We start from the raw sequence: 22,083 nt of genomic DNA on the forward strand, positions 1-22,083 counted from the left end.
CCGGCCGGACGCCAGGCTGCGGCGGCGCACAGCTTAATGCCGACGCAGGTCCAGGGTCATTGGCAGCTCGTCGCTCCTTTGCGGCTGTGCTACCTGCAGCTTGCCGGGGCTGTGGCCGAGGCGGAAGAAGCGCGCCAGGCGCCGGCTCTCGGCCTCATAGGCGTTGACCGGGAAGCTGTCGTAGCTGCGCCCGCCGGGGTGCGCGACGTGGTACTGGCAACCGCCGAGGGAGCGCTGCATCCAGGTGTCCACCAGGTCGAACACCAGGGGCGCGTGGACGCCGATGGTGGGTTGCAGGCAGGAAGCGGGCTGCCAGGCGCGGTAGCGCACGGCGCCGACGAATTCGCCGACCCGGCCGGTGCTCTGCAGGGGCACCGGCTCGCCGTTGCAGGTGAGCACGTAGCGGTCCGGGGCCAGGCCGCCGAGCTTGAGCTGCACCCGCTCCAGGGACGAGTCGACGTAGCGCACGGTGCCGCCGGCGGCGCCCTCCTCGCCCAGCACGTGCCAGGGTTCCAGGGCCTGGCGCAGTTCCAGTTCGATGCCCTTGACCATGAAGTCGCCGTACTTGGGGAAGCGGAATTCGAAGTGCGGCGCGAACCACTCGCCGCGCACCGGGTAGCCCGCCTCGTTGAGCTCGTGCAGCACGTCGTCGAAGTCCTGCTGGACGAAGTGCGGCAGGAGGAAGCGATCGTGCAGCTCGGTGCCCCAGCGCGCCAGCTTCGGCGGCGCATAGGGCTGTTCCCAGAAGCGCGCCACCAGGCCGCGCAGCAGCAGTTGCTGGGCCAGGCTCATGCGCGCGTGGGGCGGCATCTCGAAGGCGCGCAGCTCGAGGAGGCCGAGGCGGCCGCTGCTGCTGTCGGGCGAGTAGAGCTTGTCGATGCAGAATTCGGCGCGGTGGGTGTTGCCGCTGACATCCACCAGCAGGTTGCGCAGCAGGCGATCCACCAGCCAGGGCGGGCAGTCGGCGCCGGGTTCGGGCATCTGCGCGAAGGCCACCTCCAGTTCGTAGAGGGCGTCGTTGCGCGCCTCGTCCACCCTGGGGGCCTGGGAGGTGGGGCCGATGAACAGGCCGGAGAACAGGTACGACAGCGAGGGGTGGTTGTGCCAGTAGCTGATCAGGCTGCGCAGCAGGTCGGGGCGGCGCAGGAAGGGCGAGTCCGCCGGGGTGGCGCCACCGAGGACGAAGTGGTTGCCGCCACCGGTGCCGACATGGCGGCCGTCGACCATGAACTTCTCGCTGGCCAGGCGCGTCTGCCGCGCGGCCTCGTAGAGGAATTCGGTGCGCTCGACCAACTCCTCCCAACTGCTGGAGGGGTGGATGTTCACCTCGATGACGCCCGGGTCCGGGGTGACGCGGAATACGTTCAGGCGCGGGTCGCCGGGCGGCTCGTAGCCCTCCAGCAGCACGGGGCACTCCAGCTCGCGCGCGGTGGCCTCGATGGCGGCGACCAGTTCCAGCCAGGGGTCGAGTTCCGCCAGTGGCGGCATGAACAGGTACAGGCGCCCGTCGCGGGGCTCGGCGCACAGGGCGGTGCGGACCACGCCGGCAGCCGACTGGTGGAGGCCGGGCGCAGCCTCGGCCTGGCCCCTGGCTTGCGCACCCTGGCGCAGCTGGGTGCGGATCTGCGCGGCACGACGCAGCGGCGGGAAGGCCTGGCCGGGGTCGGCGGCGTGGATGTAGGGGTAGTCGGCCTCGCTGACCCAGGGTTGCGAATCCAGCGGCAGGCGGTAGCCCATCGCCGAATCGCCTGGCAGCAGGCGGCAGTGCTCGTCGCGCAGGAACCAGGAGCCGGTCTGCCAGCCGTCGCCAGCGGCGTTGCGCCCCAGGGGCAGCACCTGGCCGACGATCTCGCCCAGGCCCTGCTCGAAGACCTTGCGCAGGCGCTCGCGCTCCAGCGGGTCGGCGAGGCGGGCGTCCTCGGGGGTGACGTTGACCGGCAGCCGGCGCTCGCGCCAGAGGTAGTAGAACCAGTCCTCGTAGGCCGGGAAGATGCCGTCGGCGGCCAGGCCCAGGCGGCCGGCCAGCTGCGCGAGGAAGCGCCCGGCCAGCTCGGCGCTGGCGTCGTAGCCACGGGTTTCGTCGGCGAACAGGGCCGGGTCGTTCCAGATCGGCTCGCCATCGCGGCGCCAGAAGCAGTTCAGCGACCAGCGCGGCAGTTGCTCGCCCGGGTACCACTTGCCCTGGCCGAAGTGCACCAGGCCGTTGGGGGCGTAATGCCCGCGCAGGCGGTGGAACAGCTCGGCGGCCAGGCGGCGCTTGTTCGGCCCGAGGGCGGCGGTGTTCCACTCCGGGTCGTCGGGGTAGTCGATGGCGACGAAGGTGGGTTCGCCTCCCATGGTCAGGCGTACGTCGCGGGCCAGCAGGTCGCGGTCGATGCGCCGGCCAAGCTCGAGGATCGCCGCCCATTGCTCGTCGCTGTAGGGCCGTGTGACCCGGGGCGCTTCCCAGATGCGCTCGATGCGCATGTCGTGGGAGAACTCGCATTCGCACTCGTCCACCGCACCGCTGATGGGCGCCGCGGACGACGGCTCGGGGCTGCAGGCGAGCGGTACGTGGCCTTCTCCGGCGAACAGGCCGGAGGTGGGGTCGAGGCCGATCCAGCCGGCGCCGGGCAGGTACACCTCGCACCAGGCATGCAGGTCGGTGAAGTCCACCTCGGTGCCGCTGGGGCCGTCGAGGGCCTTCTGGTCGGCGGTGAGCTGGATCAGGTAGCCGGAGACGAAACGCGCCGCCAGGCCGATATGGCGCAGCAGCTGCACCAGCAGCCAGGCGGAGTCGCGGCAGGAGCCGGAGCCCAGTTCCAGGCTCTGCTCGGGCGTCTGCACGCCGGGCTCCATGCGGATCAGGTAGCGGATGTCGCGGGAGACGCGCTGGTTGAGTTCCACCAGGAAGTCGACGCTGGCGCGCGGGGTGAGGTCGATGGCGGCGAGGTACCTGGCGAACAGCGGCGTGGCCGGCTGGCGGCTGAGGTAGGGCGCCAGCTCGCGCTGCTCGTCGGCGGTGTAGGCGAAGGGCGCCTGCTCGGCATAGGGCTCGAGGAAGAAGTCGAAGGGGTTGAACACCGCCATCTCGACGACCAGGTCCACCTCGACCTTGAGCTCGCGGGTCTTTTCCGGGAACACCAGGCGCGCCAGGTAGTTGCCCTGGGGGTCCTGCTGCCAGTTGATGAAGTGCTTACCCGGCTCGACCTTCAGCGAATAGCCGAGGACGCGCGTGCGGCTGTGGGGCGCCGGGCGCAGGCGGACGATCTGCGGACCGAGGGCGACCTCGCGGTCGTAGCGGTAATGGGTGACGTGGTGCAGTGCGACGTGGATCGACACGGCGTGCCTCCTGCGAGCCTGAGCGATGGCCTTGCTGCGCAAGTCTCATGCCAGCGCGCAAGGTGCTGTTTTGTCGATGGGTGCGCCCCGCGCCGGCACTGGAACGGGGCTCGGGACGCACTGCTTCGAACGGCGTGCACGAAAATGGTTCGCGTCGCGTGCCGGCGGCTTTCGGGTCAGCGCCTGAGCATAGACGGGGAAGATGACGGGGAGGGTGTCCTGTGGGAGCGAGTTCATTCGCGATCAGCGTCGTGCAGCCCCATCGCGTTTGAAACCGCTCCCACACAAGCCCCGGCGCCCCCCCCCCAAAACGCCTGCCGCTAGCTGCGGCAGGCACCAGGCAGGCCGGCGATCCAGCGTTCGAGCAGGTCGAGGCCCTCGCGGTGGACGGAGGAGCGGCCGAGCTCGGGCATCATCACGCTGGGGTCGGTGCTTTCGACGCGGTAGGTGAGCACGGATTCCTCCGGCTTGCCCGGGTGGATGTCCACCAGGCGGTCGCCGGAGCCCTTGCCGGCGGCCACGGGCTGCTTGCACAGGCCGAAGTTGATGCCCATCGGCGCGGCGGCGTCGAGGAACAGGCCGGAGGTGCGCGCCGGGCCCTTGGGGTTGTGGCAATGCCCGCAGTTGGCGTCGAGGTAGCTGCGGGCCTGCAGCTCCAGGCTCTCGCCGTCACGGGGCTGGCCGAACAGGGCGTTGCGCGGGACGCTGGCCACCGCTGCCGGCAGGCCGCTGAGGAAGCCGCGCTTGTGCCAGTGGACGAGCTGGTTGTCGGGCCCGTCGGCATAGACCAGGTCCTTGTTCAGGTGCCGCGCCTTGGGGCCGAGCGGGCGCACACCCTCGCCATGGCGCTCCTCGTGGCAGCCGGCGCACTGGTTGGCATCGGGCACCTGGTAGTCGACGGCGAGGCGTTCGCCCTTCGCATCCAGCAGCTCCAGGTCGAAGCTGGCCCCGGCCCATTCCAGGGTGGCCTCCTTCTGGGCCTCGTCCCAGACGTAGGGCAGCGCCATCCAGCCGTCCTTCTGCCGCAGCAGGATGCGCGTCTCCACCAGGCGCACGCGATCCAGCGCCAGGCCGGCAGCCGGGTCGCGGTCGTCATCGGCGTTCTTCAGCAGGCGGCCCTGCGCGTCGCGGGGGTAGTAGAAGGTCTTGGTCAGCACGGTGCCGACGGGGTAGTCGAAGTGGTCCTCGCCGTACTTGGCGGCCTGGCCTTCGGGCATCCACAGGGTGCGCATCTTGTGCGCGTAGTCGGTGAACAGCGGTGTGTTGAGGTCGTAGGGCAGCACCTGGGCCACCGGCTGCAGGTGGCCGTCGGCCAGGCGCAGCATGCCCCACTCGCTGAGTTTCTCCGGATAGGCGTCGCCTTCGGGCATGAAGCGCGGCTCCGGCTGCCGGCCGCAGGCGGCGAGCAGCAGGAGGGCGATCAACAGCAGGCCTCGCTTCATGCGCCGGGGGCCTCCTTGGCCGAGCCGAGGACGATTTCCGGCAGCGCCGGCAGCTTGCAGCGATGGGCGGACATGTCGGTGGTGATGTTCTTGTAGCCGTTGGGGCCATCGACATTGATCAGCACCGCCTCGCCGTTGTCGACGCAGATGCCCAGCTCCGCCGGGAGCTTGCCGTCGACCAGCTTGGCCGGATTGACGTAGCCGTCCCAGAGGATGTCGGGCAGCCGCCCGCCGAGGCCGAACTTGGCGACCTTGAGGGCCTTGAGCTCGAGGTTGTCGGGGCTGTCGCCCCCCGGGCCGAAGCGGTTGCCGTGGATGGCGATGCGCTCGGGGTAAGGGTCGAAGTTCTCCGAGGTGGAGAGGTTGGTGTAGCCGGTGCTGAAGTAGCTGCTGACGATGACGTTGGCGGTGCGGTGGCCGCTGATGTCGTTGTCGAAGATCTCCACGTCGTCGTTGGAGTTGATCACCACGCCGGAGCCCGCCGGCACGCTGGCCACGGGGGTGCCCTTGTGGCCGAAGTTGTCGTGGTCGTTGTCCTTGACCTGGTTGCGGTAGACGCGGGTGCCGTGCCCCGGCTGCTGCAGGTTGGGCATGTTGAACACGAGGATGCCGCCGGTGTTGCCGGTGGCGAGGTTGTCGTAGACGTCGGCGCCGATGGTGTTCTCGATCTCGATGCCGGCCACGTTGCGCTCGGCGCGGCTGTTGCGCACCACGACGTTGCGCGACTGGCCGACGTAGATGCCGGCGTCGGAGGCGCCGATGGCCACCGCGCCTTCGATCAGGGTGTTCTCGGTCTGCACCGGGTAGATGCCGTAGGCGCCGTTCTCGGTGGCCGGGCCGTTGGTCCATTCGGTGCGCACGTTGCGGATGACGATGTTCTTGCCGCCCACCACCTTGAGCGCGTCGCCCTTGGTGTCCTCCAGGGCCAGGTCCTCGATGGTGAAGTCGGAGGCGTCCACCAGCAGCCCTTCGGCACCGGCCTTCTGGCCCTTGAAGTTGAGGATGGTCTTGTCCATCCCGGCGCCCTTGATGGTGACGCCACTGGCCTTGAGGCTGAGGCTGCGGTCGAGCTGGTAGGTACCGGCGGGAATCTCGATGACGGTTCCCGGCTTGGCCTTGATCAGCTTGGCCTGCAGCTCCTTCTGGAAGTCCACGTGGGTGGTGGGCGTCTTGTCCTGCTCGCCGCAGCCGGCCAGCAGCACCGAGAGCGCGAGAAGGGAAAGGGAGGCGATACGCATGGCGGGCTCCGTCGTTGTTTTTATGAGATTGGAACTATAGTGCCAAAAACATTTTGTAACCAGTCCCTTCAAGAAACCATCCGGGGCAGGAAAGCGGGCGACCGAAGTCGCCCCTGCATCCCGTGGACCGTGGCTGGAAACGAAAACGCCAGCACAGGGCTGGCGTCTTCATTTCACGGCACGGCGGATCAGCGCGGTACCGGGGGGCGCTTGCCGGGCTTCTTGGCGCCCTTGCCGGCGCCGCTCTTCTCCGCCTGGCGCCGGGCCTGGGCCGCGGCCTTGGCTTCCTCGCGCTTGTCCCAGGGCTTGCTGCCGTCGCTGGCACGGGGCGGCAGGCCGGTGTGCTGGGTGAGCATGGCCTTGCCGACCTTCTTGCTGCCGGCCGGGGTGGAGTTCTTGCGGCGGGCGCTCTGGTAGCCGTCGGTTTCCGGCTGGTGGGTGGGGATCAGCTGGTGCTTGCCGTTGCCGATCAGGTCGGCGCGGCCCATGCGCTCCAGCGCGGCACGCAGCATCGGCCAGCCCTTGGGATCGTGGTAGCGCAGGAAGGCCTTGTGCAGGCGGCGCTGCTCCTCGCTCTTGACGATCTTCACCCCTTCGCTCTTGTAGGTGACCTTGCGCAGGGGGTTCTTGCCCGAGTGGTACATGGCGGTGGCGCTGGCCATGGGCGAGGGATAGAAGGCCTGCACCTGGTCGGCGCGGAAGCCGTTGCGCTTGAGCCACAGGGCGAGGTTCATCATGTCCTCGTCCGTGGTGCCGGGGTGGGCGGCGATGAAGTACGGGATCAGGTACTGCTCCTTGCCCGCCTCCTTGGAGTACTTCTCGAACATCTGCTTGAAGCGGTCGTAGCTGCCGATGCCGGGCTTCATCATCTTGTCCAGCGGGCCGCGCTCGGTGTGCTCCGGGGCGATCTTCAGGTAGCCGCCGACGTGGTGGGTGACCAGCTCCTTGACGTACTCGGGCGACTCGACGGCGAGGTCGTAGCGCAGCCCCGAGGCGATGAGGATCTTCTTCACCCCCGGCAGGGCGCGGGCCTTGCGGTACAGCTCGATGAGCGAGCTGTGGTCGGTGTTGAGGTTCTCGCAGATGCCGGGGAACACGCAGGACGGCTTGCGGCAGTGACGCTCGATCTCCGGGTCCTTGCAGGCGATGCGGTACATGTTGGCGGTCGGGCCGCCGAGGTCGGACACGACGCCGGTGAAGCCGGGCACCTTGTCACGCATCTCCTCGATCTCGCGCAGGATCGAGTCGTGGGAGCGGTTCTGGATGATGCGGCCCTCGTGCTCGGTGATGGAGCAGAAGGTACAGCCGCCGAAGCAGCCACGCATGATGTTCACCGAGAAGCGGATCATCTCGTAGGCGGGGATCTTTTCCTTGCCGTAGGCCGGGTGCGGCACCCGCGCGTAGGGCATGCCGAAGACGTAGTCCATCTCCTCGGTGGTCATGGGGATGGGCGGCGGGTTGAACCACACGTCGGTCTCGCCGTGGCGCTGCACCAGGGCGCGGGCGTTGCCCGGGTTGGTCTCCAGGTGCAGCACGCGGTTGGCGTGGGCATAGAGCACCGGGTCGTTGCGCACCTTCTCGAAGGACGGCAGGCGGATCACGGTCTTCTCGCGGGTCAGGCGCGGGTTGGGCAGCAGCTGCACCACCTTGGCCTCGTTCGGGTCCTCGACCGGGCCCTTCTCCTGCTCGATGGCGCAGGCGGCGGTGTCCTGGGTGTTGACGTAGGGGTTGATGATCTTGTCGACCTTGCCCGGGCGGTCGATGCGGGTGGAGTCGATCTCGAACCAGTCTTCCGGGGTGTCGCGACGGATGAAGGCGGTGCCGCGGATATCGGTGATCGAGTCGATCGTCTCGCCCTGGGCCATGCGCTGGGCGATCTCCACCACGGCGCGCTCGGCGTTGCCGTAGAGGAGGATGTCGGCGCAGGCATCGATCAGGATCGAGTGGCGGACCTTGTCCTGCCAGTAGTCGTAGTGGGCGATGCGGCGCAGCGAGGCTTCGATGCCACCCAGCACGATGGGCACGTGGGTGTAGGCCTCCTTGCAGCGCTGGCTGTACACCAGGCTGGCGCGGTCCGGTCGACGGCCGGCGACACCACCCGGGGTGTAGGCGTCATCGGAGCGGATCTTCTTGTCGGCGGTGTAGCGGTTGATCATCGAATCCATGTTGCCGGCCGCGACGCCGAAGAACAGGTTGGGCTCGCCGAGCTTCATGAAGTCGTCCTTCGAGCGCCAGTCCGGCTGGGCGATGATGCCGACGCGGAAACCCTGGGCCTCCAGCAGGCGGCCGATGATCGCCATGCCGAACGAAGGATGATCGACGTAGGCATCACCGGTGACGATGATGATGTCGCAGGAGTCCCAGCCAAGTTGGTCCATCTCCGCCCGACTCATTGGCAGGAAAGGTGCAGGACCGAAACATTCGGCCCAGTACTTCGGATAGTCGAACAGCGGCTTGGCGGCTTGCATGGCAGGGACCGTCGGATCTCAGGTGAAAAAGCGGGCGCGAAATATAGCACAAAAAATGAACAAGTCCGACTTTGGCAGTAGGTTTTCCGATGCCTTTTCCAGCCGGCGACATATAGCTGTCATCACTTTGATACCTAATGGCTATACTCCTGCCGATAACAATACCGCCCGCCCCCCAGTGGTTACGGGCACAAGGAGCGTGCGGTGCTTCGCCTAATCCATCTGACAATGATTCTGCTGGGCATCCTCGGCCTCTGCGGCCAGACCAGCGCAGCTCCCTTCCAGTTGCAGGCCGACAGCAGCGGCACCCCCTTGAACACCCATATAGAGCTGCTGGAAGACGCCAGCGGGACACTCGGCATCGCCGACATGGCCGATCCGGCCGTGCAGTCGCGTTTCGTTCCGGCGGATGGACGCGCCTCCGTGGGGCAGAGCCGCAGCGCCTGGTGGGTAAAGGTGCAACTCAGCCGCAGCGCCGATGCGCCCGCACAGTGGTGGCTGGAGAACTCGGGCATCACCGTCTACCGCGTGCGCCTGTACCTGCCCGATGGCCAGGGCGGCTGGAGCGAACGCGAGACCAGCGAGTCGGTGCCCTTCGCCGAAGGCCGTGACTTCGACTACCGGCGCATGGTGTTCCGCCTGCCGGAACTCGGCACGGAACCGCTGACCTTCTACTTCCGCAGCTACGACCCGGCGGGCAATTCCTTTCCGCTCAAGGTCTGGCAGCTGGATGACCTGCAGGACCTGCGCGCCACCGAGGACATGGGCTTCGGCCTGATCTACGGGGTGATCCTGGCGCTGTTCCTCTACAACCTGTTCATCCTCGTGGCCCTGCGTGACAAGGCCTACCTCTGGTACGTGCTGGCCACCGGCTGCGCCCTGGTGTTCATCCTCAGCATGACCGGCCACGGCTTCCAGTACTTCTGGGGCGGCTCGCCGGTGCCCTTCTGGCTCGATCGCATCAGCCTGCCGTCGCTCTGGGGCATCTTCGTCATGCGCTTCACCCAGGAGCTGCTGTACACCCGACGCGGGCTGGTCTGGGCCAACCGCGCCTTCAACGTCAGCTGCGTGCTCTACGCCATCGCCATCCTGATCAACGCCTTCGGCTACCGCGCCGAGGGCGCCCTGCTGATCGCCATCACGCCCATCGTCACCGTGCCCACCGCGCTGGTCAGCGCCGGCGTGCGCTGGTACCAGGGCTTCATCCCGGCGCGCTTCTACCTGGTCGGCTACGGCACCGTGCTGGTCAGCACCGCGGTGCTGGTGATGCGTGCGGCGGGGATCATCCAGCCCACCAACTTCACCGCCTACATGTTCCCCATCGCCGTGGCGGCGGAGTCGATCCTGTTCTCCTTCGCCCTCGCCTACCGCATCCAGATGCTCAAGCAGGAAAAAGCCGCCGCGCTGGAGCAGGTGGACCGCGAGAAGACCGCGCGCCTGGCGCAGATGCAGGCCAGCGCCGACGAGCTGCAGGCCGCCGTGGCCAACCGCACCGCCGAGCTGGCAGCCGCCAACCAGCGCCTGTGCGAACGCGAGCAGGAGCTGGAGCACGCGGCCTTCCACGATTCCCTCACCGACCTGCCCAACCGCCGCTACCTGATCGAGCGCGCCGAAACCGCCCTGGCCAACGCCGGCCGGCGCGGCGAGACGGTGGCGCTGATGCTGATCGACCTGGACCACTTCAAGCCGATCAACGACAAGTACGGGCACGATGCCGGCGACGCGATGCTGCGCAGCATCGGCCAGCGCCTGCGCGAGCACGTGCGGGGTGGCGACAGCGTGGCGCGCCTGGGCGGGGACGAGTTCGCGGTACTGATCTGCGGGCCGGACGCCGAGCCCCACGCCCGGGAGATCGCCGAGCGCCTGCTGGCCGAGCTGGCGGAGCCGGTGCATTACGGCGCCCAGAAGCTGACAGTGACCATCAGCATAGGCGTGGCGCTCTATCCGCAGCACGCGCGCCAGTTCGCCGGCCTCTACAAGACCGCCGACCAGGCGATGTACAAGGTCAAGGAAAAGGGCCGCTCGGGCTTCGCGATCTTCGGCGCGGACGGCGAGCTGTCCAGCGAGGCACGCCTGGAGCTGGACGTGCTGAAGGTGCCCAGCGGCCTGGTTTGAGCCTCAGCTCAGGTAACGACGCGGCACCCGTGCGGTGACCTTGGTGAGCAGCTCGTAGCCGATGGTGCCGCAGGCGGCGGCCAGCTCGTCCACCGGCAGCTGCGCCCCCCACAGCTCCACCGCGTCGCCTTCGACGGCCTCGGGCAGGTCGGTCAGATCCACCGCCAGCATGTCCATCGATACCCTCCCCGCCAGCGGCGCACGCTGGCCACGGATCACCACCGGCGTGCCGCTGGGCGCGTTGCGCGGGTAGCCGTCGGCGTAGCCGCAGCTGACGATGCCGATACGCGAGGGGCGCTCGGCGACCCAGGAGGCGCCGTAGCCAACGCTCTCACCTTCCGCGACATCCCTTACGGCGATCAGCTCGGCGGTCAGGCTCATGGCCGGCTTGAGCCCCAGTTCGCGTGCGGCGAGGTCGGCGAATGGGGTGGCGCCGTAGAGCATGATGCCGGGACGCACCCAGTCCATGTGGGCAGCGGGGATGGTGAGGATGGCGGCGGAGTTGGCCAGGCTGCGCTGGTCGAAATCCAGGTCCAGCAGGCCGAGGAAGCATTCCACCTGCTGCTCGGTGAGCGTGTGGCCACGCTCGTCGGCACAGGCGAAGTGGCTGATCAGGTTGAGTTCGGCGACCTTGCCGGCGCCATGCAGCAACCCGTGCCACTGGCGCAGAGCCTCGGCATCGAAGCCCAGGCGGTGCATGCCGGAATCCAGCTTCAGCCAGACATTCAGCGGGCGGCTGGTCTCGGCCACGAGCAGGGCCTCGGCCTGGCGCTCGCCCTGCACCACCACATCCAGCCCGAGCTGAGCGGCGATCAGGTACTCACGGGGCTCGAAGCAGCCCTCCAGCAGCAGGATGCGCGCGCGGTCATCCATGGCCCGGACCTCGGCGGCCTCCTCCAGGCACGCCACCGCATAGCCATCGGCGACATCGTGGAGCACGCTGACCACCTCCCGCACGCCGTGCCCATAGGCATTGGCCTTGACCACCGCGAACACCTGGCGCCCCGGGGCACAGCGCTTGGCGACGGCATGGTTGTGGCGGATGGCGGAAAGGTCGACGGCGGCGATCAGCGGACGCATGGAAGGGGCTCATGAACGAAAACGGGCGCCCATGATAACGGCAAGGCGCCCCTCTTCATTGACGTAGAGCGGCAAGCTGCACGTTTCAAGCGACAAGAAGCTGCTCGCTTGCGGCTTGCAGGACAAGCATCGAAGCCCGGGCCCAGCCTCCGCTCACAAGATGGGCCACGCTTCAACATCGAGGTTGTGCCGAACATCGACCGCGTGGGTTTCGCTACGCTCTACCCACCCTACACCCTAGGCCCTTGCGGCTTGCGGCTTGCGGCTTATAGCTTGCCGCTGCCCTTACTCATCCTCGAAGTTGTAGCTGCCCGGCGCCAGGTTCTCGAAGCGCGAGTACTTGCCGAGGAAGGCCAGGCGCGCGGTGCCCAGGGGGCCGTTACGCTGCTTGCCGATGATGATCTCGGCGACGCCCTTGTACTCGGTCTCGGGGTGGTAGACCTCGTCGCGGTACACGAAGAGGATGATGTCGGCGTCCTGCTCGATCGCCCCGGATTCGCGAAGGTCGGAGTTGATCGGGCGTTTGTTGGGGCGCTGTTCCAGGCCGCGGTTGAGCTGGGACAGGGCGATCACCGGGCAGTTGAATTCCTTGGCCAGGGCCTTGAGCGAGCGGGAGATCTCGGAGATCTCGTTGACCCGGCTGTCGCCGCTGGAGCCCGGGATCTGCATCAGCTGCAGGTAGTCGACCATGATCAGGCCGATCTCGCCGTGCTCGCGGGCCAGGCGGCGGGTGCGTGCACGCATCTCCGACGGCGAGATGCCGGCGGTGTCGTCGATGAACAGCTTGCGGTCGTTGAGCAGGTTGACCGCGGAAGTCAGGCGCGGCCAGTCGTCATCGTCCAGGCGGCCGGCGCGGACCTTGGTCTGGTCGATGCGCCCAAGGGACGCGAGCATACGGATGACGATGGATTCCGAGGGCATTTCCAGCGAGTAGACGAGGATCGACTTGTCGCTGCGCATCAGCGCGTTCTCCACCAGGTTCATGGCGAAGGTGGTCTTACCCATGGACGGGCGGCCGGCGACGATGATCATGTCGGCCGGCTGCAGGCCGCTGGTGAGGTTGTCCAGCTCGTCGAAGCCGGTGGACAGGCCGGTGATGGCGTCGCCGTTGTTGAACAGTTCGTCGATGCGGTCGATGGCCTTGACCAGGATGTCGTTGATCCCCACCGGGCCGCCGGTCTTCGGGCGCGCCTCGGCGATCTGGAAGATCAGGCGCTCGGCTTCATCGAGGATCTCCTCGCCGGTGCGGCCCTGGGGCGCATAGGCGCTGTCGGCGATCTCGGTGCTGATGCCGATCAATTGGCGCAGGGTCGCGCGCTCGCGAATGATCTGCGCATAGGCCTTGATGTTTGCCACCGAGGGGGTGTTCTTCGCCAGCTCGCCCAGGTAGGCCAGGCCGCCCACCTGGGACAGCTGCCCTTCCTTGTCCAGCTGCTCGGACAGGGTCACCACGTCGAAGGGCGCGTTGCGCTCGGCGAGCTTGAAGATGGCGCGGAAGATCAGGCGATGGTCATGACGGTAGAAGTCGCCATCGGAAACCTGGTCGAGTACCCGCTCCCAGGCGTTGTTGTCGAGCATCAGGCCCCCCAGTACCGCCTGCTCGGCCTCGATGGAGTGCGGCGGCACCTTGAGGGCGGAGGTTTCCAGGTCGAACTGTTCGGGAAGGCTGATTTCGTTCATGGGCTCGGGAATGCATGCGGTAGAAAGACAACGGGCACGTCACCGCTCTCGCAATGACGTGCCCGATTGTTAGCGTGCCCGCACCTGAGTGCAAGCATGCTCCGTCCGGTTGCCCGGACGCGCCGACTTAGGCAGCGATGACGATCAGCTTGACGGTCGCTTCAACGTCGGTGTGCAGGTGCACAGCTACGTCGTACTCGCCAACCTGACGGATGGTGCCGTTCGGCAGACGAACTTCGGACTTGGCAACCTCGACGCCGGAGGCGGTCAGGGCGTCAGCGATGTCGTGGGTACCGATGGAACCGAACAGCTTGCCTTCGTCACCGGCGGTGGCAGTGATGGTCACTTCCAGCTCAGCCAGTTGGGCAGCGCGAGTTTCAGCCGAAGCCTTCTTCTCGGCAGCCAGTTTTTCCAGCTCAGCGCGGCGAGCTTCGAACGCAGCGACGTTCTCGGCGGTAGCAGCGGTGGCCTTGCCTTGCGGCAGCAGGTAGTTACGACCGTAACCAGCCTTGACGTTCACCTTGTCGCCCAGGTTGCCCAGGTTGGCGATTTTTTCCAGCAGAATGATTTCCATTTGGGAATCCTCTTAACTATTAACCTTCACCGTTCGCGGGGCCGGCGCCGTTCTTGCGAGCCAGGCGTCCGCGAAAATCAAACAGGCTGTCGATCACAGCCAAAAGACAGATCAAGTTCCCGATCAGCAGCACGGCCAGGTACAGCACTATCAGCCAGCCACCCGAGAGGCGCTTGAGGGCGATCAGCCCGTGCCCGAGGGCAGCACCTGCGAACAGCAGCGGCACGCTGCACAGCGGCCCGAGCAACGCAGCACGTGCATCCAGCGCCGGGATCAGAATGCATCCCAGCAGCAGGGCCACGGCAACCGCGGGCCTCAGGCGCAGACTCCGGAATTCGCGACCGAAGCCGCCCGGGTTGTACAACGCCGCTTGCCAATAGCGCGCCAGCACCAGGCAGAGAAGGCAGGTGGCCTGCAGCGAGGACGCCATGACCCCGGTAAGGGTCGGCACCATCGCGGCCTGCAACCTGTCGAGCTCCTCGCCCGACAGCTGGGCATCGCCGCGGACCTGGGCCAGCACCTTGGTGACCTCGGTCGCCAGCACCCCGATCATCTCGGAGTAGGCGTTGCCGAGCACCAGTGCGAACACCAGGCCCAATGCCACGCTGCCGATCAGCACATGGCTCCAGGACTCGCTGACGCGCAGGATCTGCGCCAGCACCAGGGTCCCGAGCAGGGCCAGAAGGATGCTCGGATCGCCCAGGTACCACCAGCACGCAGCCGGCAGTACCGCCCAGGCCAGGATGCCGACGGCATCACTGAACCCCCTTCGCAACAGCACCAGGCTGCCTGCGGAGGCACTCAGCCAGAACAACAGCGGAACCACTGCAGCGCCGGCCACGGCCAGCGTTGCCTGCATGCGGCCTCGCATGGTGAATTCAGCCAGTGCGCGCATGCGATCTATCCCTTGAAGCGTCGACTACCCGGTCTCAACGGCCGTGGCTGTCGGTGTAGGGCAGCAGGGCCAGGTAGCGGGCGCGCTTGATAGCGGTAGCCAGCTGACGCTGATACTTGGCTTTGGTACCGGTGATACGGCTAGGAACGATCTTGCCGGTTTCGGAGATGTACGCCTTCAGGGTGTTGAGATCCTTGAAGTCGATCTCTTTCACGCCTTCAGCGGTGAAACGGCAGAACTTACGACGACGGAAGAAACGTGCCATGAACTTGGCTCCTCAATAGATCCGTGGATTACTCGTCAGCGTTGTCGCTGTCGTTGTCGCTGTCATCGCCATCAACGGCGGAGTCAGTTTCAACGCGCTCACGGCGCTCGCGGCGCTCGTTGCGGTTTTCCTCGGCCTTGAGCATCTCGGACTGGCCGGTAACGGCTTCGTCGCGACGGATGACCAGGTTGCGCAGGACGGCATCGTTGTAGCGGAAGTTGTCTTCCAGCTCGGCCAGGGCCTTGCCGCTGCACTCGACGTTCAGCATCACGTAGTGAGCCTTGTGAACGTTGTTGATTGCATAGGCCAGTTGACGACGGCCCCAATCTTCCAGGCGATGAATCTTGCCACCGTCTTCTTCGATCAGCTTGGTGTAGCGCTCGACCATGCCACCAACCTGCTCGCTCTGGTCCGGGTGAACCAGGAAGATGATTTCGTAATGACGCATAAATGCTCCTTACGGGTTGTAGCCTGCCAACGATGTGGTCAGGCAAGGAGTGAATGTTTCGTTTTGGCTTGCCGGCGAGGAAGGCGCGCGAGCACCTGCCGGAGCGGCAAGGGGCGACATTCTAGAGAAGCGCCCGGGGCCGCGCAAGAATAATTGGTGAATATTTGAACAGTAGCTGCAAGCTGCAAGCTGCAAGCTGCAAGCTGCAAGCTGCAAGCTGCAAGCTGCAAGCTGCAAGAGCCTGGGGGATCGGAGGAGCGCGTCAACCCCTGGGCACGTCTGCTTTCGCAACCGGCACGCTAGATGGACCACGCTTCACCGGCCCACCTCTTCGGAGTCATGCCGAACACCGTTCCGCGTGGGTTTCGCTGCGCTCTACCCACCCTACGTACGGCAGCCCTCCCCGCTTGCCAGGCCGCTCTTACTTGTCGCTTGCGGCTTGACGCTTGGCGCTGCCCCTCTGACGCACCGCCTCGAACAGGCAGACGCCAGTGGCGACCGAGACGTTGAGGCTGCTGACGCTGCCGGACATCGGCAGCTTCACCAGGTAGTCGCAGTGCTCACGGGTCAGGCGGCGCATGCCTTTGCCTTCCGCGCCCATGATCAGCACGGTGGGGCCGGTCAGGTCCTGCTGGTAGAGCTCCTGCTCGGCCTCGCCGGCGGTGCCGACGGTCCACAGGCCCTTCTTCTGCAGTTTCTCCAGGGTGCGCGCGAGGTTGGTCACGGCGACCAGGGGGATCACTTCAGCGGCGCCGCAGGCCACCTTGCGCACGGTGGCGTTGAGGGTGGCGGACTTGTCTTTGGGCACGATCACCGCCAGGGCACCGGCGGCATCGGCGGTACGCAGGCAGGCACCGAGGTTGTGCGGGTCGGTCACGCCGTCGAGCACCAGCAGCAGCGGAGGCCCTTCGGCGCGCTCGAGCAGTTCGTCGAGCATGTTCTCACCCCAGACCTGGCTGGGGCTGACCTCGGCGACCACGCCCTGGTGGACGCCTTCGGCCCACTCATCCAGCTCGCGTCGATCCTTCTGCCCGACGGGCACGCGGAACTGCCCGGCCAGGTCGAGCAGCGCCTGGACGCGCGGGTCATGCCGGCTTTCCGCCAGCCATAACTGCTTGACCCGCTTGGGATGGTGACGCAACAGCGCTTCCACGGCATGCACGCCGTAGACCTTTTCCAACTCACTCATGGCTTGACCTTGGTTTTACTGCCGCCGGCGGCCTTCGGCTTGGGCGGTCCCTTGCGGTGTTTGCTCGGCTTGCCGGGCTTGCTCGCCGGCTTGGCCTTCTTCGGTTTCCCGCTGCCCGGCTTGCCGTCGCGATCCTTGGGAGCGGGGTCCTGGCCACCGGCACCGAAGGGCGCGCCCTTGGCGGGGCGGGACTGGCCCTTGCCAGCGGACGCCTTGCCGCCACGCGGCTTCTCGCCGCCCTGGCGGGCTTCGCTGAGCAGCGCCTGCTTCAGCGCGCGGCTGCGACTGACGTCGGTATTGCCGAGCATCTCCTCGGCCTGGGCGAGGATCTCCGGCGATACCGGGGGCAGCGCCTGGACCTTGCCGGCCTTGCTGCGGCGCGGCGCCACGGCGACGCCCGGGGCCACCTGCTCGGGCTCGGGGTTGCGCGCGGCCTTCTTCGCCAGCGCAGCAGGCTTGCTGCCCCGGCTGCGGGTCTTCGGCCCCTTGGCGGGCTTGACCTCCGGCGCGGGTGCTGATTTATCGGCGCCCCGTTTCTTGCGGCCGACCGGCGCGCTGAGCGCATTCTCGGCCAGCTCGAAGTCGATCTTGCGCTCGTCCAGGTCGACGCGTGCGATCAGCACTTCGATCGGGTCACCGAGACGGAAGCTGCGGCCAGTGCGCTCGCCGGAAAGGCGATGGTGGATCGGGTCGAAATGGTAGTAGTCGCCCGGCAGCGCGGTGACGTGCACCAGGCCTTCCACATAGATGTCGGTCAGCTCGACGAACAGGCCGAAACCGGTCACCGCGGAGATCACCCCGGGGAAGGTCTCGCCCACGCGCTCGCGCATGTACTCGCACTTCAGCCAGTTGGTGACGTCGCGGGTGGCTTCGTCGGCGCGGCGCTCGGTCATCGAGCACTGCTCGCCCAGCTTCTCCAGGGCGGCCTCGTCGTACGGATAGATGCGCGCCTTGGCCATGGCTGCAGCGCCGGCCCGCTTGACGTGCACGGTCTCGCGCTTGGAGCGGATCACGCTGCGGATGGCACGGTGCACCAGCAAGTCCGGATAGCGACGGATGGGCGACGTGAAGTGGGTGTAGGCGTCGTAGTTGAGGCCGAAGTGCCCCTGGTTGTCGGCGCTGTAAACCGCCTGGCTCAGGGAGCGCAGCATCACGGTCTGGATCAGGTGGTAGTCCGGGCGCCCACGGATGGTTTCCAGCAGGGCCTGGTAGTCGCTGGGGGTCGGTTCGCCCTTGCCGCGATTGAGGGTCAGGCCCAGTTCGCCGAGGAACAGGCGCAGCTTGTCCAGGCGCTCGGCCGGCGGGCCGTCGTGCACTCGGTAGAGCGAGGGGATGTCGTGGTCCTGCATGAAGCGGGCGGTGGCCACGTTCGCGCAGAGCATGCACTCCTCGATCAGCTTGTGGGCGTCGTTGCGCTGGGTCGGACGGATCTCGGAGATCTTGCGGTCGGCACCGAAGACGATGCGCGTTTCCTGGGTCTCGAAATCGATGGCGCCGCGCACCTGACGCGCCGCCAGCAGCACCTTGTAGAGCTTGTAGAGCTGCTGCAGGTGCGGAACCAGTTGTGGAAGCTGCTGGGCGAGCTGCTTGCCTTCGACCGAGTCGGGTGTCTCCAGCAACTGGCTGACCTTGTTGTAGGTCAGGCGCGCATGGGAGTGGATGACCGCCTCGTAGAACTCGTATCCGGTCATCTTGCCTGCGCGCGAGAGGGTCATCTCGCAGACCATGGCGAGGCGATCGACCAGCGGGTTCAGCGAGCAGAGGCCATTGGACAGCACCTCCGGCAGCATCGGGATGACTTTCTCGGGGAAATACACCGAGTTGCCGCGATTGGCCGCCTCCTCATCCAGCGCCGAGCCCACCTTTACATAGTGGGAGACGTCGGCGATGGCGACGAACAGGCGCCAGCCGCCACCCTTGCGGGCCTCGGCGTAGACGGCATCGTCGAAGTCGCGGGCATCTTCGCCGTCGATGGTGACGAGAGGCAGGTGGCGCAGGTCGATGCGCTTCTCCTTGTCCTTCTCGGCCACTTCCGGCTTGAGCTTGGCGGCTTCCTTGATCACGCCTTCGGGCCATTCATGGGGGATGTCGTAGCTGCGCAGGGCGACTTCGATCTCCATGCCGGGCGCCATGTAGTCGCCCAGCACCTCGACCACCTCGCCCTGGGCGACGCGGAAATTGCTCGGCCACTGCTCGATCTTCACCTGCACGAACTGCCCGTGCTTGGCGGCGCCCTGCTTGCCCTGGGGCACCAGGACTTCCTGCTGGATCTTCGGGTTGTCGGCGACCACGCGGGCGATGCCGCTCTCTTCGAAGAAGCGGCCGACCAGTGTCTCGTGGGCGCGCTCGATCACCTCGACCAGGGCGCCTTCGCGGCGGCCACGACGATCGAGGCCGGAGACACGCGCCAGGGCGCGGTCGCCGTCGAACACCAGGCGCATCTGCGCGGGGCTGAGGAACAGGTCGTCGCTGCCGTCATCGGGGATGAGGAAGCCGAAGCCATCGCGATGACCGCTGATGCGACCACGGATCAGGTCGAGCTTGTCGACCGGTGCATAGGTACCACGACGGGTATAGATAAGCTGGCCATCGCGTTCCATGGCGCGCAGGCGCCGACGCAACGCCTCCAGCTGATCCTCGGTGGTCAGACCGAACTCTTCAACCAGCTGCTCGCGGCTGGCCGGGGCGCCGCGCTCATCGAGTCGCTGCAGGATGAGTTCACGGCTGGGGATGGGGTTCTCGTACTTTTCCGCCTCGCGGGCGGCCTCGGGATCGAGGTTTTGCCAATCGGCCATCAGAGGGGATTCACCTTTTCATTCATAGTTATGTTTGCCATCTGTCTATTGAAGCGCGAAATCCGTTCAGCGGTCAGCTTTCATCCAAGAATAATTTTTTCACTGTCAGGGGTTTACAAGCAAAAAGTCGAACCGTATAGTTCGCGCCCACAGCGTTGCTGAGACGTTGTGAGTGCCCAGGTGGCGGAATTGGTAGACGCACTAGGTTCAGGTCCTAGCGGTGGCAACACCGTGGAAGTTCGAGTCTTCTCCTGGGCACCATTATTCAAGAAACCGAGTTCTTTGCTCGTTTTCTCGCTTAGAGGGTAGCAGCACACCCTGTCGACACGGTCGATCAAGTGCAGCAAAAAGTCGATGAGCGATCATCGCAATGTGCCCAGGTGGCGGAATTGGTAGACGCACTAGGTTCAGGTCCTAGCGGTGGCAACACCGTGGAAGTTCGAGTCTTCTCCTGGGCACCACTCTTCAACACAAAGCCGAGCTCTGCTCGGCTTTGTGCTTTCTGGCATCCAGGCATCAGGCCTTGAACTGACCGAGGCTGGACTTCAGCTGCGCAGCCAGACCATCGAGCACGCGCCCGCTGCTGGCGGTGGCCGCCACGGCCTCCGCAGCCAATCGCGCTTCGGCATGGATCACATCGACCCGCCCACGCACGGCATGTGCCCCTTCGGCCTGGTGCTCGGCTGCACGCGCGGCTGCACGAACCGCTTCGTGAACCCCTTCCACCGCCTGCTGCACGCTCTGCTGCAGGCGCTCGCTGTCACGCAGGGCGTCGATGCCTTCGGAGGCACGGGCGCGCGCCTGGGAGATGGCGGCCACCGCCTCCTTCGCACCCTTCTGCAACGCGCCGATATGCGCCTGGATATCGCCGGTGGACTGCTGGGTCTTGCTGGCCAGCGCACGCACCTCGTCCGCCACCACCGCGAAACCGCGACCACTCTCTCCCGCACGCGCCGCCTCGATCGCAGCATTGAGGGCCAGCAGGTTGGTCTGCTCGGCGATGCCATGAATGACCGACAGCACCACCTCGATCTGCTCGCTCTGCCGAGCCAGGCGCTCGATCACCTCGGCACCGTTCTGCACGCGCTCCTCCAGGGTCTCGATCAGGCCACCGACCTTGCGGGCGATGGCGGCGTTGTCCTGGGTCGCCTGGCGAATCTCGCCGACCTGCTGCAGTGCCGTCTGCATGGCCTGGCTCTCGGCCTGGGCCTCGGCGGTCATCTGCGCCAGGGCATCGAGACTGCCGGCCACCTCGTTGCGCTGGCGATCGGCCGCCGCCTCGGCAGCCAGGCTGCGCTCGGACAGCGAGCGGATCTCGCTGCCGGTGCGCACCGCCACATCACCCGCCTCGCGCACGATGGGCTGCAGCTTGTCGATGAAGCGGTTCACCGCCGTGGCCATCTCGCCCAGCTCATCGGTACTGTCCAGGCGCACGCGCCGGGTGAGATCCCCCTCGCCTGCCGCCAGGTCGTTCAGGGCCGCGATCAGCAGGCGCAGGCGGTTGACCACGCGATGGCCGAGCACCACGGCGAGCACCAGCAGCACGCCGAGCCCGACCAGCACCAGGGCCAGACCGATGCGCCAGCGCAGCTCGTGGGCAGCGTCTTCGACGGTCTTCTGGGTGCCGGTGCTCATGCCATTGGCCGCCTCCTGGGCGGACTTGAGCCGCGCGGTCAACACCGCGGTGCTGTCGGTCGCTGCGCCGGACAGGCTCTGCCCCACCAGCTCGCCTCCGCTGGCGATCAGCGCACTGAAGCGGGAGTCCAGGGCCTTCAGCTGATCCTCGATGGTGGCGGTGGACACCCCCAGGCGCACCTTGCCGATCTCCACGCCGTTGGGGCTGATCGAGGCCTCGACCATGTACACGGACGGGTCGCTGGCAGCGGCGTTGAGCACCTTGTCCAGCGCGCGCTCGCCCTGCCCCTTGGCCAGCAGCCCCTTGATCGCGGCGTTCTCGCGATTGAGGTAGCGCGTGAGGTGCTGGCCCTGGGCATCGTCATAGACCACGAAAAGCACATTGGGATTGCGCTGGGCGCGGCGGGCAAATTCGGAAAGCGTCGGGATGTCGTTGTCCCACATGGCGCGCGGCGCGACGGCGGCGAGCAATTGGGCGAGATCGGTGGCGGAGGCCTTGAGGTTCTCCTCCAGCGTGGAGCGCAACTGACCCTGCTCCGCCTTGAGGCGCTCGGAGAGGGACGCACTCAGGCGCTCGCGGGTCTTGCTGGAGAGGCTGGTCAGGCTGCCGGAGACTTCCCGCCCGGCCTGCTCCAGTTCGCCCGACAGGCGGCGGGTGTCATCACCCAGGCGCCGACCGAGGTCCTCGACCAGCGAGTCGACCGTGCCCCGAGTCAGGGCAACAGCCACCACCACCTGCACCAACAGGGAGACGCCGAGGGCGATGAAAACAGGCCGCAACAGGCGGCTTCTGAGCAGGGAAAGAATGGCGGACACGACGATGCTCCTCTACGACCGTTCTTCTTTAACGGCGACTTCAGGGATTTATAGAGCTCCAGCAAGGGCCATGCCGCAATATTTTCTTGCGCCCATGAAAAAGGGCCGCACGAGGCGGCCCT

General features: G+C 66.6%; 14 protein-coding genes and 2 tRNA genes. 3 read left to right on the plus strand and 13 right to left on the minus strand.

Annotation, left to right across the window (positions count from 1 at the left end; all coding sequences use genetic code 11):
- Window positions 1–33: 33 nt before the first annotated feature.
- From HSX14_RS27495 to HSX14_RS27510, 4 genes are all read right to left on the minus strand, one after another.
- Window positions 34–3,321, minus strand: coding sequence for a transglutaminase family protein (locus HSX14_RS27495; protein WP_173171408.1), 3,288 nt, complete (start codon window positions 3,319–3,321; stop codon window positions 34–36).
- 320 nt (window positions 3,322–3,641) lie between these two features.
- The gene (locus tag HSX14_RS27500; RefSeq protein WP_173171406.1) at window positions 3,642–4,763 is read right to left on the minus strand and encodes an SO2930 family diheme c-type cytochrome; all 1,122 of its coding nucleotides are present in this window, start codon (window positions 4,761–4,763) and stop codon (window positions 3,642–3,644) included.
- Complete coding sequence (locus HSX14_RS27505) at window positions 4,760–6,001, minus strand: parallel beta-helix domain-containing protein (protein WP_173171403.1); 1,242 nt, start codon at window positions 5,999–6,001, stop codon at window positions 4,760–4,762. Before HSX14_RS27505 ends, HSX14_RS27500 begins: the two co-directional genes overlap by 4 nt.
- A gap of 188 nt (window positions 6,002–6,189) precedes the next feature.
- Window positions 6,190–8,469 carry a YgiQ family radical SAM protein gene (locus HSX14_RS27510; RefSeq protein WP_173171401.1) on the minus strand — a complete coding sequence of 760 codons (2,280 nt, stop codon included), beginning with the start codon at window positions 8,467–8,469 and terminating at the stop codon, window positions 6,190–6,192.
- 228 nt (window positions 8,470–8,697) lie between these two features.
- Between HSX14_RS27510 and HSX14_RS27515 the strand changes: the two genes are divergently transcribed.
- Window positions 8,698–10,584 carry a diguanylate cyclase gene (locus tag HSX14_RS27515; protein WP_173171710.1) on the plus strand — a complete coding sequence of 629 codons (1,887 nt, stop codon included), beginning with the start codon at window positions 8,698–8,700 and terminating at the stop codon, window positions 10,582–10,584.
- A 3-nt stretch (window positions 10,585–10,587) separates the two neighbouring features.
- Here the strand turns inward: HSX14_RS27515 and alr are convergent, their stop codons facing one another.
- The 8 genes from alr to rnr all read right to left on the minus strand — a co-directional run bounded on the left by alr (window position 10,588) and on the right by rnr (window position 19,510).
- Window positions 10,588–11,664, minus strand: coding sequence for an alanine racemase (gene alr, locus HSX14_RS27520; protein ID WP_173171399.1), 1,077 nt, complete (start codon window positions 11,662–11,664; stop codon window positions 10,588–10,590).
- 285 nt (window positions 11,665–11,949) lie between these two features.
- Window positions 11,950–13,344: a replicative DNA helicase gene (gene dnaB / locus HSX14_RS27525; protein WP_111259902.1), complete on the minus strand. Its 1,395-nt coding sequence runs from the start codon at window positions 13,342–13,344 to the stop codon at window positions 11,950–11,952.
- A gap of 127 nt (window positions 13,345–13,471) precedes the next feature.
- Entirely contained in the window at window positions 13,472–13,918 is a 447-nt protein-coding gene (gene rplI / locus HSX14_RS27530; RefSeq protein WP_111259901.1) for a 50S ribosomal protein L9, read from the minus strand.
- Between the two features lie 19 nt (window positions 13,919–13,937).
- A complete protein-coding gene (locus tag HSX14_RS27535; protein WP_173171398.1) occupies window positions 13,938–14,813 on the minus strand; it encodes a hypothetical protein in 876 nt (291 codons plus the stop codon).
- A 34-nt stretch (window positions 14,814–14,847) separates the two neighbouring features.
- The gene (gene rpsR, locus HSX14_RS27540) at window positions 14,848–15,078 is read right to left on the minus strand and encodes a 30S ribosomal protein S18 (RefSeq protein ID WP_003452992.1); all 231 of its coding nucleotides are present in this window, start codon (window positions 15,076–15,078) and stop codon (window positions 14,848–14,850) included.
- Window positions 15,079–15,106: 28 nt separating this feature from the next.
- Window positions 15,107–15,526 (minus strand): 30S ribosomal protein S6, encoded by a 420-nt coding sequence (gene rpsF / locus HSX14_RS27545; protein ID WP_111259899.1) that lies wholly within the window; start codon window positions 15,524–15,526, stop codon window positions 15,107–15,109.
- Between the two features lie 421 nt (window positions 15,527–15,947).
- On the minus strand, window positions 15,948–16,715 hold the full coding sequence (gene rlmB, locus HSX14_RS27550; protein WP_111259897.1) for a 23S rRNA (guanosine(2251)-2'-O)-methyltransferase RlmB: 768 nt from the start codon (window positions 16,713–16,715) through the stop codon (window positions 15,948–15,950).
- On the minus strand, window positions 16,712–19,510 hold the full coding sequence (rnr, locus tag HSX14_RS27555; RefSeq protein WP_173171396.1) for a ribonuclease R: 2,799 nt from the start codon (window positions 19,508–19,510) through the stop codon (window positions 16,712–16,714). The genes rlmB and rnr overlap by 4 nt, the downstream gene beginning before the upstream one ends.
- A 174-nt stretch (window positions 19,511–19,684) precedes the next feature.
- Between rnr and HSX14_RS27560 the strand changes: the two genes are divergently transcribed.
- Together HSX14_RS27560 and HSX14_RS27565 are read left to right on the plus strand one after the other, a co-directional pair.
- A tRNA-Leu gene (locus HSX14_RS27560) sits at window positions 19,685–19,771 on the plus strand.
- 113 nt (window positions 19,772–19,884) lie between these two features.
- Window positions 19,885–19,971 (plus strand) — tRNA-Leu (locus HSX14_RS27565).
- A gap of 55 nt (window positions 19,972–20,026) precedes the next feature.
- Here HSX14_RS27565 and HSX14_RS27570 read toward each other — a convergent pair.
- Window positions 20,027–21,961, minus strand: coding sequence for a methyl-accepting chemotaxis protein (locus tag HSX14_RS27570; RefSeq protein WP_173171394.1), 1,935 nt, complete (start codon window positions 21,959–21,961; stop codon window positions 20,027–20,029).
- Window positions 21,962–22,083: the final 122 nt, after the last annotated feature.

This window comes from Pseudomonas tohonis, assembly GCF_012767755.2.
GTDB classification, from domain to species: domain Bacteria; phylum Pseudomonadota; class Gammaproteobacteria; order Pseudomonadales; family Pseudomonadaceae; genus Metapseudomonas; species Metapseudomonas tohonis.